Source organism: Streptomyces sp. NBC_00370 (assembly GCF_036084755.1).
Lineage (GTDB): Bacteria > Actinomycetota > Actinomycetes > Streptomycetales > Streptomycetaceae > Streptomyces.
In genome coordinates this window covers 2,844,605-2,860,692 of sequence record NZ_CP107968.1, presented here as the reverse complement: position 1 = coordinate 2,860,692, position 16,088 = coordinate 2,844,605, and the positions used below count along the sequence as shown (strand labels likewise).

Sequence of the window (16,088 nt, the reverse complement as noted above, 5' to 3'; positions counted from 1 at the left end):
AGCTGATCCCCATGCGTATCAACCGGATTCTGCTCTCGACCGCCCTGGTCGTGGTCGCCCTCGTCGTCCAGGTGTCGGTCCTCGCCCGGCTTCATCTGCCCGGCGCCGTGCCCGACCTCATGCTCCTCGTCGTCCTCGCTCTCGCCTTCGTGTACGGGCACACGGCCGGCGCCTTCATCGGCTTCGGGGCCGGCCTGCTGACCGACCTCGCGCCGCCCGCCGACCACGCGGCCGGCCGCTACGCGCTGGTGCTCTGCGTGATCGGTTACGCGGCGGGCCTGGTACGCCCGGAGAAGGGCCAGATCAGATCGGCGCTCGCGCCGATGACCGCGGTCGTCGCGGCCGCCGTCGGCTCGACCTTGCTCTACGCGGGCGTCGGCGCGCTCGTCGGTGACACCGCCGCCCGCCATGTGGGTCTCGGCAGCCTGCTGTTCACCGCCGCTGTCTACGATCTGCTGCTGGCGCCGTTCGTGGTCCCGCTGGTCATGTGGCTCGCCAGACGCGCCGACAACGACCCGCTCGCCGAGAGCCAGAAGAACAGCGGGGGCGGCGCGGACGTGGCGGCCGGCTGGCTCGGCGCCGGCACCGGTCTGAAGATCGGCGGCCAGCGCGGCGGCATGCGGATCAAGACGGCACGCAGCCGCGCGGCACGGGCCGGACGTATCAAGGGGGTCAAACGACTGTGAGCAACATTCCGGAGACCGGGCGTACCCCCCGGGTACAGATCCGGCTGATCGTTATTCAGGTCCTCGTCTTCTCCCTGCTGCTCACCCTCGGCGGCCGGCTCTGGTACCTCCAGGTGCGCAACGGCCAGGAGTACACGGACGAGGCCAAGAACAACCACGTACAGCAGGTCGTCCAGCCGGCCGTCCGCGGCTCGATCCTCGACAACAAGGGCGTGCCCCTCGCCGACAACGAGACCCGTCTCGTCGTGTCGGCCAGCCGCACCGACCTGATGAAGATGCCGGACGACGGCAAGGCCGTACTGACCCGGCTCGCCGGTGTCCTCGGGATGAAGCCGGCCGACGTCATCCAGAAGGTCAGGCTCTGCGACGCGAAGACCCCGCAGCCCTGCTGGAACGGCTCGCCCTACCAGCCGATCCCGGTCACCACCGAGGCCACCACCCAGCAGGCGCTGCAGATCCGCGAGCGCACCGAGGACTTCCCCGGCATCACCGCAGAACCGACCGCGCTGCGCCGCTACCCGGCGCCCGCAGGGGCCAACGCCTCGCAGGAGCTGGGCTACCTCGGCCCGGTCACCGACGACGAGGTGGCGGGCTCGGAGAAGACGGACAACCCGCTGCTGCGCTCCGACTCGGTCGGCAGGGCGGGTCTGGAGAACAGCTACGACCAGCAGTTGCGCGGCAAGTCGGGGGTGACCCGCTACGAGGTGGACAACCTCGGCCGGGTCATCGGCAAGGCCGGCGCGACACCCGCGGTGCCCGGCAGCAATCTGGTCACGAGCATCGACTCGCGGATCCAGGCGCTGACCGAGAAGGAACTCGCGGCGGCCATGAAGACCCTGCGCAAGACCTGGGACTCGGTCACCAACAGCTACTACAAGGCCGACTCGGGCGCCGCCGTCGTGATGGACGTGCACACCGGGCGGGTCATCGCGATGGCCAGCGCGCCGACGTTCGACCCGAACGTGTGGGCCGGCGGCATCTCCGCCAAGAACTACAAGAAGCTCACCAAGGCGTCGTCCAACTATCCGCTGCTGAACCGCGCCATACAGGGTCAGTCGGCCCCGGGATCGACCTTCAAGGTCATCTCGACCAGCGCGGCCATCAACGCCGGATACGCGCCGGACGGCGGCTACCCCTGCACCTCGTCGATGACCATCGGCAACCGCGAGTTCAAGAACTTCGAGGGCGAGAACTTCGGCGACATCAGCATCGGCAGGGCCCTTGAGGTCTCCTGCGACACCGTCTTCTACTACCTGGCCTACGACCAGTGGAAGAAGGACGGCGGCAACAACCCGAAGCACCCCAAGGACTACTTCTTCAAGACGGCCCACCAGTTCGGGCTCGGCAAGAAGACCGGGATCGACCTGCCCAACGAGGTCAAGGGCCGGGTGCCCGACCGCCAGTGGAAGCAGGCGTACTGGGAGGCCAACAAGGCTCTGTGGTGCAAGCAGGGCAAGAAGGACGGCAACTACGTCCAGCAGATCGAGTTCGAGAACTGCGTGGACGGCAACAGGGTGCGCGCCGGTGACTCCGTCAACTACGCGATCGGCCAGGGCGACACGCTGCTGACCCCGATCCAGGAGGCCGTGATCTACTCCGCCATCGCCAACGGCGGCACGATGTACCAGCCGTCACTCGGCCGGGCCATCGTCAGCGCCGACGGCAAGAAGGTGCAGGAGATCAAGCCGGAGGTGGCGGGCAAGCTGCCGGACAGCAAGCAGACCCTGGCGTACATGAACAAGGCGCTGGAAGGCGTGGTCACCAGCGGTACCGCCGCCTGGCAGTTCGGCGGCTGGCCGCAGGACAAGATCAAGCTGCACGCCAAGACGGGTACGGCGGAGGTCGCCGGCAAGCAGACCACGTCCTGGTTCTCGACCTACACCAAGGACTACGCGATCGTGATGACGATCTCGCAGGGCGGCACCGGCTCCGGCGGTTCGGGTCCCGCCGTCCGCAAGATCTACGAGGCGATGTACGGGATCGACGCCGACGGCAATCTGAATCCGAAGAACGCCCTGATGCCCAAGCCGGTCAAGACGCTCCCCAAGATCCAGCCGGACGGTTCGATCGACGCGCCGACCCTCAAGCCGTACCAGCTGCCGAAGAAGAAGGAGCCGGTCGACCCGACGGCGCCACCGTCGGCGCCCGCCGCCCCCACCGATCCCGGCGGCACCCAGACGGTCGCGGGAGCACCCCTGACACCGGCACGGAGGGACTGACCGATGGCCGGCACAAGTGGCTTCTCCGTCTCCGGATACGGTCCCGAGCGCGGTACGTGGGCCAAGCTCGCCGCCCGCGACTCGCTGGTGCGCAGGCTCGACTGGCCGCTGCTGTTCTCGGCCCTCGCGCTGTCGTTCATCGGCTCGATGCTGGTGTGGTCGGCGACGCGTAACCGCACCCAGCTGAACAACGGCGACCCGTACTACTTCCTCATCCGGCACGTCATGAACACCGGCATCGGGCTCGGCCTGATGATCGCGACGGTCTGGCTGGGCCACCGCACCCTGCGCGGCGCGGTACCGGTGCTGTACGGGCTGTCCGTGGTGCTGATCCTCGCTGTGCTCACGCCGCTCGGCGCCACGATCAACGGCGCGCACGCGTGGATCGTGATCGGCGGCGGCTTCTCGATCCAGCCCTCGGAGTTCGTGAAGATCACCATCCTGCTGGGGATGGCGATGGTGCTGGCGTCCCGGGTGGACGCGGGGGACCAGCCGTATCCGGACCACCGCACGGTCGCCAAGGCGCTCGGCCTCGCCGTCCTGCCGATGGCGATCATCATGCTGATGCCGGACCTCGGTTCGGTGATGGTCATGGCGGTGATCGTGCTCGGCTGTCTGCTGGCCTCCGGCGCCGCCAACCGCTGGGTGCTCGGGCTGATCGGCGCCGGGGTGCTCGGCGCCTTCCTGGTCGCGGCGCTCGGGATCCTCGACGAGTACCAGATCAACCGGTTCGCCGCCTTCGCCAACCCGGACCTCGACCCGGCGGGTGTCGGCTACAACACCAACCAGGCGCGGATCGCGATCGGCTCGGGCGGTCTGACCGGCACGGGGCTCTTCCACGGCTCGCAGACCACCGGGCAGTTCGTGCCCGAGCAGCAGACCGACTTCGTCTTCACCGTCGCCGGTGAGGAACTGGGCTTCCTCGGTGCCGGTCTGATACTGCTGCTGCTCGGCGTCGTGCTGTGGCGCGCCTGCCGGATCGCCCGCGAGACGACGGAGCTGTACGGCACGGTCGTCGCCGCCGGGATCATCGCCTGGTTCGGTTTCCAGGCGTTCGAGAACATCGGGATGACGCTCGGGATCATGCCGGTGGCGGGGCTGCCGCTGCCTTTTGTCTCGTACGGGGGCTCGTCGATGTTCGCGGTCTGGATCGCGGTGGGACTGCTCCAGTCGATCAGAGTGCAGAGACCGATGTCCGCCTAGCGACACCGCCCCATGTGATCCGCCTCGCCCGCGCCGCCACCGTCATCGGTGGCGGCGCGGGCGATTAGGCATGGTTATCGCGGTTAGGTTCCCTATATGGCGGACACCAAGCGCGAGATCGAACGGAAGTACGAACTCCCCGAGCTGCCGGACGCCGAAGGACCTGCCGGGCTCCCGGACCTGACCCGGGCCCGCGGCGTCGCGTCCGTCCTCGCCGAGGGGGTCGTCGAACTCGACGCCGTCTACTACGACACCGCCGACCAGCGCCTCGCGGCCGGCCGGCTCACGCTGCGCCGTAGAGAGGGCGGCGACGACGCGGGCTGGCATCTCAAGTTCCCCGTCGCGACCGGGATACGCGACGAGCTGCGGGCACCGCTGGGCGACACCGTCCCCGACGAACTGGTGGCGCTCGCGAGCTCCCGTAGCCTCGGCGCCCCGCTCGTCCCCGTCGTCAGGCTGCGGACCGCCCGGGACGTCAGCCAGCTGTACGCGGCCGACGGTGAACGGCTGGCCGAGGTGAGCGTCGACACCGTACGCGCCGAGCGCCTCGCCGGAGCCGTGGCAGGACACCCGGCCACCGCCGCCTGGACCGAGGTCGAGGTCGAACTGGCCGAAGGCGCCGACCCGGCCGTCCTCGACGCCGTCGAGAAGAAGCTCCGCAAGGCGGGCCTGCGCCCGGCGGTGGCGCCGTCCAAACTCAGCAGGGCGCTCCAGGAGACCGCGCCGGCGGCACGCGCCGCCACGGGGCCGTCCGGGACCGCGGGCGATCACGTCCTCGCGTATCTGCGTGCCCAGATCGAGGCGATCGTCACCCAGGACCCCGCCGTCCGCCGCGACCTGCCCGACTCCGTCCACCAGCTGCGGGTCGCCACCCGCAGGCTGCGCTCCGCCTTCCGCAGCTACCGGAAGGTGCTCGACCGGTCGGTCACCGACCCGATCGGCACGGAGCTGCGCTGGCTCGCCGGCGAGCTGGGCGTCGACCGGGACAACGAGGTGCTGACCCAGCGGCTCTCCGCCCACATCGACGACGTACCGAGGACCCTGCTGCTCGGCCCGGTGGAGAGCAGGCTGCGGATCTGGAGCGTCGCCCGGCGCTCCGGCTCCCGCGAGCGCACCCTCGCCGTACTCGACAGCGAGCGCTACCGCACGCTGCTGACCGCCCTGGACGCGCTGCTCACCGAACCCCCGCTGCGCAAGGGCGCCGAGCGGACCCCCGGCACGGTGCTGCCGCGGGCGCTGCTGAAGGACTACGCCCGGCTGGCCCGCCGTACCGAGCACGCGCTGTCCCTCGCCCCGGGCGAGGAGCGCGACGTGGCGCTGCACAGCGCCCGCAAGGCGGCCAAGCGCGCCCGGTACGCGGCCGAGGCGGCGACCCCGGCCCTCGGCAAGCCGGCCGACCGGTTCCGCAAGCGCGTGAAGGACGTGCAGAGCACGCTCGGCGACCACCAGGACAGCGTCGTCGCACGTGAGACGCTGCGCGAGATCGGCATAGCGGCGCACGCCGCCGGTGAGACCGCCTTCACGTGGGGCCTCCTGTACGGCGAGGAGGAGGCGCGCTCGGCCGCGCTGGAGCGTGAACTGACCGTGGTCTGGGCCGAGTCGTCCCGCAGGAAATGGCGGTCGGCGCTGACGGGCTGAGCACCGGGGTAGTCTGGATGGCCGTCCCCGACAGTCCGTGCGCCCAGCTCTGAGAGATCTGCCTGATGCCTGCCGAATCGGTCTTCCCCCAGCTTGAAGCCCTTCTCCCGCATGTGCAGAAGCCGATCCAATACGTCGGCGGCGAGCTCAACTCCACGGTCAAGCCGTGGGACTCCTGCGACGTCCGGTGGGCACTGATGTACCCGGACGCGTACGAGGTCGGGCTGCCCAACCAGGGCGTCATGATCCTCTACGAGGTGCTGAACGAGCGCGAGGGCGTGCTCGCCGAGCGCACGTACAGCGTGTGGCCCGACCTCGAAGAGCTGATGCGCGAGCATCACGTCCCGCAGTTCACCGTGGACTCGCACCGCCCCGTCGGCGCCTTCGACGTCTTCGGTCTCAGCTTCTCCACCGAGCTCGGCTACACGAACATGCTGACGGCCCTGGACCTGGCGGGCATCCCGCTCAACGCCGCCGACCGGACCGTGGACCACCCGATCGTGCTGGCCGGCGGGCACGCCGCCTTCAACCCCGAGCCGATCGCCGAGTTCATCGACTGCGCCGTGATCGGCGACGGCGAGCAGGCCGTCCTGGAGATCACCGAGATCGTCCGCGCCTGGAAGGCGGAGGGCCGCCCCGGTGGCCGCGAGGGCGTACTGCTGCGGCTGGCGAAGACCGGCGGGGTGTACGTGCCGGGCTTCTACGACGTCGAGTACCTGCCCGACGGGCGCATCGGCCGCGTTGTACCGAACAGGTCGGGCGTGCCGTGGCGGGTCTCCAAGCACACGGTCATGGACCTCGACGAGTGGCCGTACCCGAAGCAGCCGCTCGTGCCGCTCGCCGAGACCGTGCACGAGCGGATGTCGGTGGAGATCTTCCGCGGCTGCACCCGGGGCTGCCGCTTCTGCCAGGCCGGCATGATCACCCGCCCGGTGCGCGAGCGCAGCATCACCGGGATCGGCGAGATGGTCGAGAAGGGCCTGAAGGCCACCGGCTTCGAGGAGGTCGGCCTGCTGTCGCTCTCCTCCGCCGACCACAGCGAGATCGGCGACATCGCCAAGGGCCTCGCCGACCGGTACGAGGAGGACAAGGTCGGTCTCTCCCTGCCCTCGACCCGGGTCGACGCCTTCAACGTCGACCTGGCCAACGAGCTGACCAGGAACGGCCGCAGGTCGGGTCTGACCTTCGCCCCGGAGGGCGGCTCGGAGCGGCTGCGCAAGGTCATCAACAAGATGGTCTCGGAAGAGGACCTGATCCGTACGGTCTCCACGGCGTACGGCAACGGCTGGCGCCAGGTGAAGCTCTACTTCATGTGCGGGCTGCCCACCGAGACCGACGAGGACGTGCTGCAGATCGGCGACATGGCGGTCAAGGTCATCGCCGAGGGCCGGCAGGTCTCCGGGCAGAACGACATCCGCTGCACGGTCTCCATCGGCGGCTTCGTACCCAAGCCGCACACCCCGTTCCAGTGGGCGCCGCAGCTCTCGGCGGAGGAGACCGACGCCCGGCTGAAGAAGCTGCGCGACAAGATCCACGCCGACAAGAAGTACGGCCGCTCCATCGGCTTCCGCTACCACGACGGCAAGCCCGGCATCGTCGAGGGCCTGCTCTCCCGCGGCGACCGTCGCACCGGCGCCGTGATCCGCGCGGTCTACGAGGACGGCGGCCGTTTCGACGGCTGGCGTGAGCACTTCAGCTACGACCGCTGGATGGCCTGCGCCGAGAAGACGCTCCCGCACTTCGGCGTGGACGTCGCCTGGTACACCACCCGCGAGCGCACCTACGAAGAGGTGCTGCCCTGGGACCACCTGGACTCCGGCCTGGACAAGGACTGGCTCTGGGAGGACTGGCAGGACGCGCTGGACGAGACAGAGGTGGACGACTGCCGCTGGACCCCGTGCTTCGACTGCGGCGTCTGCCCGCAGCTGGACACCGAGATCCAGATCGGCCCGACGGGCAAGAAGCTGCTGCCCCTCACGGTCGTCAAGTAGCGGCTTCACCGGCGCCACCGCGGGGTGTCATTCCGCGGTGGGCAGGCCGGTGAGGAACATGTGGATCATCAGGTCGTAGGTGTCGTCCAGCTTCTCCGGGAGGCCGAACGCGCCCTCGGCCTCCAGGAGCGCGAAGCCGTGGACCGTGGCGCGCAGGCAGCGGACCGCGTGGATGGCGGCCGAGTCCGACAGGCCGTAGGCGCGCAGGGTGGCCAGCATGATGTCGATCAGCCGCATGCCGGCGTCGGCGGTCGCCGGGTCGGGGGCCTGGTTGAGCGCCGCGTAGCGGTGCGGGTGGCGTACGACGTACTGGCGCCAGGCGAGCATCAGCGCGCGGGTGGCCTCGTCGGCCGAGCGGCCGAGTACCGCGTGGCCGATCTCGTCGGCGATCTCGGTCATGATCCGTGCGGACATGAGCTGGCGCAGCTCCGCGAGGCTGCGTACGTGCTTGTAGAGGGACGGGGTCGCGACGCCCGCGCGGGACGCGACCGCCGAGAGGGTCAGGGCCGCGAGGCCGTTCTCGTCGAGGAGGTTCATCGCGACCTCGACGACCGCGTCGGCGGAGAGGGAGGCCCTAGGCACGCGCGCCCTCCTTGAGGAAGGCGAGGATGTCGGCGGCGACGGCGTCGGGGAACTGCGCGTGGGCGTAGTGGCCCGCGCCTTCGATCATCGTGAGGCTGCCGAGCCCGGCGGGCAGCGCGGCCACGATGGCCTCGCCCTCGGCCTTCGGGTCGGCCCAGTCGGGGTCGAGGGTGCCTTCGACGATCAGCGTCGGGCAGCGGACCGAGCCGAGCGCGGCGCCGGCGTCCTTCGGCGCCGACATGCCCATCTTGGCGACCACGGCCATCCGGCCCGGCCTGCGCAGATCGGCCTCGACGGAGGCGATGTGCTCGGCGTACCCGGCCGGCTTGACGCCCGGGTAGGCGTGGTCGAGGTAGCGCTTCCAGGCGCCGACACTGCGGAACAGGCCGGTGGCCGTGAGCAGGGACAGGCCCTTGCGGTAGCGGCCGTTGGAGACGAGCGCGCCCAGGTCCATCTTCTGAGCGCGGGTGAACGGGCCGATCTCGACGACCGCGCTGACCAGCTCCGGCTCCTGGGCCGCCGCGACGGTCGCCGCGCCGCCGGCGAACGAGTGGCCCACGATCACGGCCGGGCCGCCGCCGAGGTGCCGGACCAGGGCGAGGATGTCGCCCGCGGCGTCGGTGCGGGTGTACGAGTCCCAGCCGGTGCTGGACTCGCCGTGGCCGCGCTGGTCGAAGGAGGCGACCCGGTGGCCGGCCGCCACGAGCAGGTCGGTCAGCGCCCGGAAGGCCGACCTGTTGTCGCCCATTCCGTGGGCGAGCACGATCAGCCCGCCCTCTCCGGACACGTCGTACGCGAGCTGTCCGCCGTCGAGCTTCAGGAACTCCGTCATGGTCACTCCCTGGTTGGTTAAGGTGTGTAGCCATTAAGCTAATGTCATTAGCCAGGCGTGTCAACACCCCTTCCTGCACAATGAGGCGATGCCGCACCTCATCGCCCCCGACGTCCGGATCCACCGCTCCTTCCTCGACGCGATGCAGGAGTTCGTGGAGGAGGGCGCCGACGAACGGTCGCTGCTCGTCCACGAGATGGAGGAGTACGCCGACACCTGGCACAGACCCGAGGTCTTCGCGCGGTACGTGGCCGGGCTCAACGCCGAGCCGCTGGAGGAGACCCCGCGCGTCGCGGGATGGGTGCCGATGACCACGGTCTGGTACGTCGAGGGCGACACCTTCCTCGGCCGGCTCTCCGTCCGGCACCGGCTCAACCGGTTCCTGGCCGAGGTCGGCGGTCACATCGGGTACGCCGTACGTCCGAGCGCCCGCAGGCGGGGGCACGCGACCGCGATGCTGCGTGGCTCGCTGCCCGTCGCGCACCGGCTCGGCATCGAGTCGGCGCTGGTCACCTGCGACACCACGAACATCGCCTCACGGCGGGTGATCGAGGCCGCGGGCGGTGTGCTGGAGGACCAGCGGGCCGGAAAGCTGCGCTTCTGGATCCGAACAGGCGTCTAAGGCGTCCTTGGTGGCATGGACCTCGACAAGCCGCCGCAGACGCGCGCGAACCGCCGGCCGCCGGAGCCGTACGAAGGCGGCGAGGGCTGTCTGACCGCGGCCGTGCGGATCCCGGTCCGGATCGTGGTGCTGGTGCTCGTCGTGCCCGTCCGGATGATCTGGGACCTCCTGGCGGTCGGCGCCCGGCTGCTGGGGCGCACGCTCGGCACGCTCGGGCACGTGCTGATCGAGGTCCCGCTGGTCTGGCTCTACGAGAAGCTGCTGACACCCCTCGGGCGCGGGCTGCTGTGGCTGATGGTGGCGCTGTGGCGGTACGCGCTGGTGCCGGTGGTCTACTACGGGCTGGTGGTGCCCGTGGTGTGGGTCTGCCGCGAGGTGCTCGCCCCGGCGGGCCGTGGCATCGGCGGCGCGCTGGGCTGGCTCTACGAGACGTTGCTCACGCCGCTCGGCCACGGGATGGGGTGGCTGGGGACGGCGCTGCTGGTGTGGCCGTGGGTGGCGCTGTGGCGGTACGTGCTGGTACCGCTGGTGTACTACGGGCTGGTGGTGCCCGTCGCGTGGACGTACCGCGACGTGCTCACCCCCGTCGGCCACGGCATCGCCTGGGTGCTGGCGGGCATCGGCCGGGGCCTGGTGTTCCTCGCGCGCGCCGGGTGGGCCGCCGTCGTATGGCTCGTACTCGTCCTGCTGGTCGCGCCCCTCGGCTGGCTGTACCGCAGGATCCTGGCACCGGTGGGGCGCGAGATCGGCGCGGCCCTCGCCTTCGGCTGGCGGGCCGCCGGGTACGTGTCGCACGCTGTGGGCCGCGCTCTCGCCTGGCTGGCCTGGCACGTTGTCGGCCGGCCGGCGCGCTGGACGTACCGGTACGTGTGCACGCCGGTGGGTCACTGGATACGCGGCAGCGTCCTCGCCCCGGCGAAGGCGGCGTCGCTCGCCGCCGGCCGGGCGGCGCGCGAGACGTTCCGCGGCGCGCGGCAGAGCGTGCGGCAGGCGCGGAAGGACGCGTGGCGGGTACTCGCCGGACCGCCCGGGAAGCCGGGACCTCGGGAACCGAATGAGGACCGTACGCGTACTCTGGGTAGTACAACGACTGTCCCCGGCGCGGTGCCCGCACCCGAAGTGTCCCTGAGCGATCAGGGCTAGCGCCTTCATCGAGGAGAGAACCACTGGGCAAGCGACAGCCCGAAGGCCCGCCGCCCGCACCGACGGTGCAGCGCATCAGACTGCGCTACACCAAGCGCGGTCGCCTCCGGTTCACCAGCCACCGCGACTTCCAGCGCGCCTTCGAGCGGGCACTGCGCCGTGCCGAGGTGCCGATGGCGTACTCGGCGGGATTCACTCCGCACCCCAAGGTGTCGTACGCCAATGCCGCACCCACCGGCACGGGCAGCGAGGCCGAGTTCCTGGAGATCGCCCTGGCCGACCGTCGCGACCCCGAGGAGCTGCGGGCCCTGCTGGACGCTTCACTGCCGGCGGGGCTGGACATCACCGACGCCGTCGAGGCCAGTACCTCGGGCCTCGCCGACCGGCTGACCGCTTCCGTATGGGAGCTGCGGCTGGTCGGCGTGGAGCCGCAGGAGGCGGGACACGCCGTGTCCGCCTTCCTCGCGGCCGAGACGGTCGAAGTGACCCGGCTGATGAAGAACGGCGTCCGCACCTTCGACGCCCGCAGCGCCGTGGCAGGCCTCGAAGTGGTCGACGAGTCGGCCACCGCACCGGCCGATAGGCCGCAGGACACGCCCTGTGCGATACTGCGGCTGGTGGTTCGGCACCTGACACCTGCCGTTCGACCCGACGACGTCCTGTCCGGTCTCCGAGCTGTGGCCGACCTGGCGCCGCCGGTCCCCGCAGCGGTGACCAGGCTGGCGCAGGGGCTCTTCGACGAGGAGTCCGGCAGTGTGACCGACCCGCTCGCGCCCGACCGCGAGGCAGTCCTGGCCGGCCCTTCCAAGGCCGCCGGACCCGCCGCCGCGAAGGCGCCGGAAGGTGCAGGTTCCGCGTAGGGCGGTCGTTGTAGCGCAGCCCTGGCATCCGGGAGCCACCTGGGCCGGGCGGCGCGCAGACCAGAAGACTTTCGCCAGGCCGTACGTAACCGCGTAGGGAACCGGCGAGCCAGACACAGCAGCTCCCGTGCGGCGCCCGCGCCCCGGACGGCGGCAATCCGCGCATCGCGCGGGCCGCGGCCGGACCGGAATCAGGCGCGGCGCCCGGGAGCGTGACGGGAGAACCGCCCGCATGCCCATTGACTCGACTTCGCCCGGTAACGCCGGGAACGAGAACAGCGAGAACGACAACAACACCCCCAGCGACACGCTGCCGCCGCGGCGCAGGCGCCGCGCGGCTTCCCGCCCCGCGGGACCGCCGTCCGGGACGGCCTCGGCCGCCGAGGCGACCGGCGCGAGCGTGTCCGAGACCGTGCCGCCAGCGGCGGGCGACCAGCCCGGCGAGAATCCGGCGGCTCCCGCGGCCGAGGAGACACCCGCGCCGCGTGCCCGGCGCCGAGCCACCCGTAAGGCAGCGGCTCCCGAACCGGTCGCCGAGCCCGCCGCCGAGCAGGCCGTGAGCCAGCCCGCAGCGGTCGACAGCGCCGCCGAGCAGCCCGCTTCGGACAGCGCCGACGAGACACCGGCGCCGCGCGCCAGGCGCCGCGCGACCCGTAAGACGGCGGCCCCGGCCGCCGCTGCCGACACCGTCGCCGAGCAGGCCGAAGAGACGGCCGCCACGAAGGCCCCGGCGGAAGCCGCCGAAGCTCCGGCCGAGGCCCCCGCGCCGCGTGCCCGGCGCCGTGCCACCCGTAAGACAGCGGCGCCCGAGGTGACCGCCGAGCCGGCGGAGCCCGTGGTGACGGCGGAGATCGCCGAGCCCGCGCCCGCCGCCGAGGAGAGCGCCGAAGAGGCCGCTCCCGCGCCGCGTGCCCGGCGCCGCGCCACCCGCAGGGCCACCGCGCCCGCCGGTGCGCCGCAGCCGGAGGAGAGCGCCGCCGCAGGCGAGAGCGTCGCGGCGGGCGAGAGCCTGCCCGAGGACGCCGTGGCGCAGATCAGCGCCGACGCACCGCAGGTCGAGGCGGCCAGCAAGGCCGCCACCCGTGGCCGTACGCGCCGCAGGGCCGCGGCCCCCGAGACCAGCCCCGAGCCCGCCGCCGAGTCCGTGACGCCCGCAGCGGCGCCGGCGAAGGCCGCGCCGGCGAAGGCCGCGCCCGCCAGGGAGACCGAGGCGGCGCCCGAGCGTTCGCGCCGGCGCTCCGCCCGGCCCGCGGTGGCCGTCTTCCAGGCCCCCGTCTTCACCGAGCCGATGTTCCAGACCCCGGAGACCGCTGCGGCAGCCGCCGCGGCGGGCGGTTCGGACGACGAGCCCACGGACGAGCACGACGAGGCGGCCCGGACACCGGCCGCCGCCACCCCCGAACCCGCCGCCGAGCCGTCGGGCCGCCGCAGCAGGCGCCGCCGCCGTGGTGAGGCCGCCGCCGAGCCGGTGGAGGCCCCGCAGCCCGTCCAGGAGACGCCGCAGGAGCCCGTGGACGAAGCGGGCGACGAGGACGAGCAGGCCCAGGACGCCGACGACACCGACGAGTACGAGGACCGCCCGTCGCGCCGCCGCCGCAGGGGCGGCCGTCGCCGCCGTCGCGGTGAGGCAGCCGACGCGGACGAGTCGCAGGACGAGCAGTCGGACGACCACGCGGACCACGCGGACCGGACGGACCACGCCGACGACGGCGGACGTTCCGACCGCGCCGAGCAGTCCGACGAAGCGGACGACCACGACGAGCCCGACGACAACGACGACCACGACGCCGAATCCTCCGGTGGCGGCTCGTCCAGCAGCAGGCGCAGGCGTCGTCGCCGTCGCCGCAGCGGTGACGGCGGTGGCGAGGCCGAGAGCGGCAACGGCGCCGACGACCCCGAGCGCACCGTCGTCAAGGTCCGCGAGCCGCGCAAGAAGGAAGAGCGCGAACGCGACAGGGAGCACAGCACCAGCTCGGACGAGGTGCAGTCCATCAAGGGCTCGACCCGTCTGGAGGCCAAGAAGCAGCGCCGCCGCGAAGGCCGCGAGCAGGGCCGCCGCCGGGTGCCGATCATCACCGAGGCGGAGTTCCTCGCCCGCCGCGAGGCCGTCGAGCGCGTCATGGTCGTCCGCCAGAACGGCGAGCGCACCCAGATCGGCGTCCTTGAGGACAACGTGCTCGTGGAGCACTACGTCAACAAGGAGCAGGCCACCAGCTACGTCGGCAACGTCTACCTGGGCAAGGTGCAGAACGTACTGCCGTCCATGGAGGCCGCCTTCGTCGACATCGGCAAGGGACGCAACGCCGTCCTGTACGCCGGTGAGGTCAACTTCGAGGCGCTGGGCATGGCCAACGGCCCGCGCCGTATCGAGACCGCGCTCAAGTCGGGCCAGTCGGTCCTCGTCCAGGTGACGAAGGACCCGATCGGCCACAAGGGCGCGCGTCTGACGAGCCAGGTGTCGCTGCCTGGCCGCTACCTCGTCTACGTGCCCGAGGGCTCGATGACCGGGATCAGCCGCAAGCTGCCCGACACCGAGCGCTCCCGGCTCAAGACGATCCTCAAGAAGATCGTCCCCGAGGACGCGGGCGTCATCGTCCGTACCGCCGCCGAGGGCGCCAGCGAGGACGAGCTGCGCCGCGACGTCGAGCGGCTGCAGGGCCAGTGGGAAGAGATCAAGAAGAAGACGAAGGGCGGCGGCAACGCCCCCACGCTGCTCTACGGCGAGCCGGACATGACCGTCCGGGTCGTCCGCGACATCTTCAACGAGGACTTCACCAAGGTCATCGTCAGCGGCGACGAGGCGTGGGAGACGATCCACGGCTACGTCGAGCACGTCGCCCCCGACCTCACCGACCGGCTGACGCGCTGGACGAGCGAGGTGGACGTCTTCGCGACGTACCGCATCGACGAGCAGCTGATGAAGGCGCTCGACCGCAAGGTCTGGCTGCCGAGCGGTGGTTCGCTGGTGATCGACAAGACCGAGGCCATGGTCGTGGTCGACGTCAACACCGGCAAGTTCACCGGCCAGGGCGGCAACCTGGAGGAGACCGTCACCAGGAACAACCTGGAGGCGGCCGAGGAGATCGTCCGCCAGCTGCGCCTGCGTGACCTGGGCGGCATCGTCGTCATCGACTTCATCGACATGGTGCTGGAGTCCAACAGGGACCTGGTGCTGCGCCGGCTGCTCGAATGCCTCGGCAGGGACCGTACGAAGCACCAGGTCGCCGAGGTGACCTCGCTGGGCCTGGTCCAGATGACCCGTAAGCGGGTCGGCCAGGGGCTGCTGGAGTCGTTCTCCGAGACCTGCGTGCACTGCAACGGCCGTGGCGTCATCGTCCACATGGAGATGCCGACGGCGTCCGGTGGCGGCGGCAACGGCAAGCGCTCCAAGAAGCGCGGCCGTGGCGGTTCCTCGGGTGCGGACCACGACCACGAGCACGAGTACACGGACGTCCTGACCGAGCCCGAGCTGGAGACGGAGTCCGAGGCCGAGCTGGCCGCCGAGGTGGCGACCCCGGTCCCGTTCGCCGAGCCCGAGTTCGCGCCGGACGAGGAACTGTTCAACAGCGTGGCCGAGGCGGAGGCTTCGGCGCGTGGCCGCGGCCGCCGCAGGGCGTCCCGCAAGGCGTCGGCCCCGGCCGGTTCGCCGCGGACGGCCGAGCCGGTGGAGGCCGAGGTCGTCACCGAGCCCCCGGCCCCGGTGGCCCCCGTGGCCGACGTCGAGCCGGAGGCTCCCGCCGAGGAGCCGGCGCCGCGCGGCCGTGGCCGCCGCAGGGCGACGCGTAAGGCGACGGCCCCGGCCGGTTCGCCGAAGGCGGCGGACGCCGAGACGGCCGCCGAGGTGGTCGTCCCGGTCGTGGCCGAGGAGCCCGCCCCGGCGGCTCCGGAAGCCCCCGTGGCCGCTCCCGAGGCCGAGGAGGCCCCCGTGGCCGCCCCGCCGAGGGCCCGCCGCCGCGCGACCCGCAAGGCCACCGCACCCGCCGGCTCGCCCTCGGGCGCCGAGGAAGCGGCGGTCGTGGTGGTGGCAGCGTCGACCGAGCCCACGCCGGAAGCCGAACCCGCAGGCGTCGCCGCAGCCGAGTCCGAGGCTCCGGCCGCGGCCCCGGCCAAGAAGACGGCCCGCAAGGCCACGGCGAAGAAGGCCCCGGCGAAGAAGGCCGCCGCCAAGAAGACGACGACGGCCAAGAAGGCGGCGACCAAGAAGACGACCGTCAAGAAGACGGCCAAGTCGGCGTCGAAGAAGACCTCGGCGGCCGAGCAGACGTCGTCACCGAGCGTGTCAGCACCGACCGAAGACTGAGCCTTCGGTAGT

Annotated in this window: 11 protein-coding genes; 9 read left to right on the top strand and 2 right to left on the bottom strand. The window is 71.6% G+C overall.

What is annotated here, in order from left to right:
- The first annotated feature begins 11 nt into the window (after positions 1-11).
- The 5 genes from mreD to OHS57_RS12600 all read left to right on the top strand — a co-directional run bounded on the left by mreD (position 12) and on the right by OHS57_RS12600 (position 7,737).
- On the top strand, positions 12-686 hold the full coding sequence (mreD, locus tag OHS57_RS12620; RefSeq protein ID WP_041989773.1) for a rod shape-determining protein MreD: 675 nt from the start codon (positions 12-14) through the stop codon (positions 684-686).
- Positions 683-2,905 (top strand): penicillin-binding protein 2, encoded by a 2,223-nt coding sequence (gene mrdA, locus OHS57_RS12615; RefSeq protein WP_041989776.1) that lies wholly within the window; start codon positions 683-685, stop codon positions 2,903-2,905. The genes mreD and mrdA overlap by 4 nt, the downstream gene beginning before the upstream one ends.
- 3 nt (positions 2,906-2,908) lie before the next feature.
- Positions 2,909-4,108, top strand: a complete 1,200-nt coding sequence (gene rodA, locus OHS57_RS12610) for a rod shape-determining protein RodA (RefSeq protein WP_041989779.1) — start codon at positions 2,909-2,911, stop codon at positions 4,106-4,108.
- 96 nt (positions 4,109-4,204) lie between these two features.
- Positions 4,205-5,746: a CYTH and CHAD domain-containing protein gene (locus tag OHS57_RS12605; RefSeq protein WP_328581971.1), complete on the top strand. Its 1,542-nt coding sequence runs from the start codon at positions 4,205-4,207 to the stop codon at positions 5,744-5,746.
- 65 nt (positions 5,747-5,811) lie between these two features.
- Positions 5,812-7,737 carry a TIGR03960 family B12-binding radical SAM protein gene (locus tag OHS57_RS12600; RefSeq protein ID WP_041989782.1) on the top strand — a complete coding sequence of 642 codons (1,926 nt, stop codon included), beginning with the start codon at positions 5,812-5,814 and terminating at the stop codon, positions 7,735-7,737.
- Positions 7,738-7,764: 27 nt separating this feature from the next.
- Here OHS57_RS12600 and OHS57_RS12595 read toward each other — a convergent pair whose 3' ends face one another.
- Complete coding sequence (locus tag OHS57_RS12595; RefSeq protein WP_328581970.1) at positions 7,765-8,319, bottom strand: TetR/AcrR family transcriptional regulator; 555 nt, start codon at positions 8,317-8,319, stop codon at positions 7,765-7,767.
- A complete protein-coding gene (locus tag OHS57_RS12590) occupies positions 8,312-9,151 on the bottom strand; it encodes an alpha/beta fold hydrolase (RefSeq protein ID WP_328581969.1) in 840 nt (279 codons plus the stop codon). The genes OHS57_RS12595 and OHS57_RS12590 overlap by 8 nt, the downstream gene beginning before the upstream one ends.
- A gap of 88 nt (positions 9,152-9,239) precedes the next feature.
- Between OHS57_RS12590 and OHS57_RS12585 the strand changes: the two genes are divergently transcribed.
- The 4 genes from OHS57_RS12585 to OHS57_RS12570 all read left to right on the top strand — a co-directional run bounded on the left by OHS57_RS12585 (position 9,240) and on the right by OHS57_RS12570 (position 16,076).
- Positions 9,240-9,773, top strand: coding sequence for a GNAT family N-acetyltransferase (locus tag OHS57_RS12585; RefSeq protein WP_328581968.1), 534 nt, complete (start codon positions 9,240-9,242; stop codon positions 9,771-9,773).
- 15 nt (positions 9,774-9,788) lie between these two features.
- Complete coding sequence (locus tag OHS57_RS12580; protein WP_328581967.1) at positions 9,789-10,916, top strand: hypothetical protein; 1,128 nt, start codon at positions 9,789-9,791, stop codon at positions 10,914-10,916.
- Positions 10,917-10,981: 65 nt separating this feature from the next.
- Positions 10,982-11,776, top strand: coding sequence for a TIGR03936 family radical SAM-associated protein (locus OHS57_RS12575; protein WP_328581966.1), 795 nt, complete (start codon positions 10,982-10,984; stop codon positions 11,774-11,776).
- 232 nt (positions 11,777-12,008) lie between these two features.
- Positions 12,009-16,076 (top strand): Rne/Rng family ribonuclease, encoded by a 4,068-nt coding sequence (locus OHS57_RS12570; protein WP_328581965.1) that lies wholly within the window; start codon positions 12,009-12,011, stop codon positions 16,074-16,076.
- Positions 16,077-16,088: the final 12 nt, after the last annotated feature.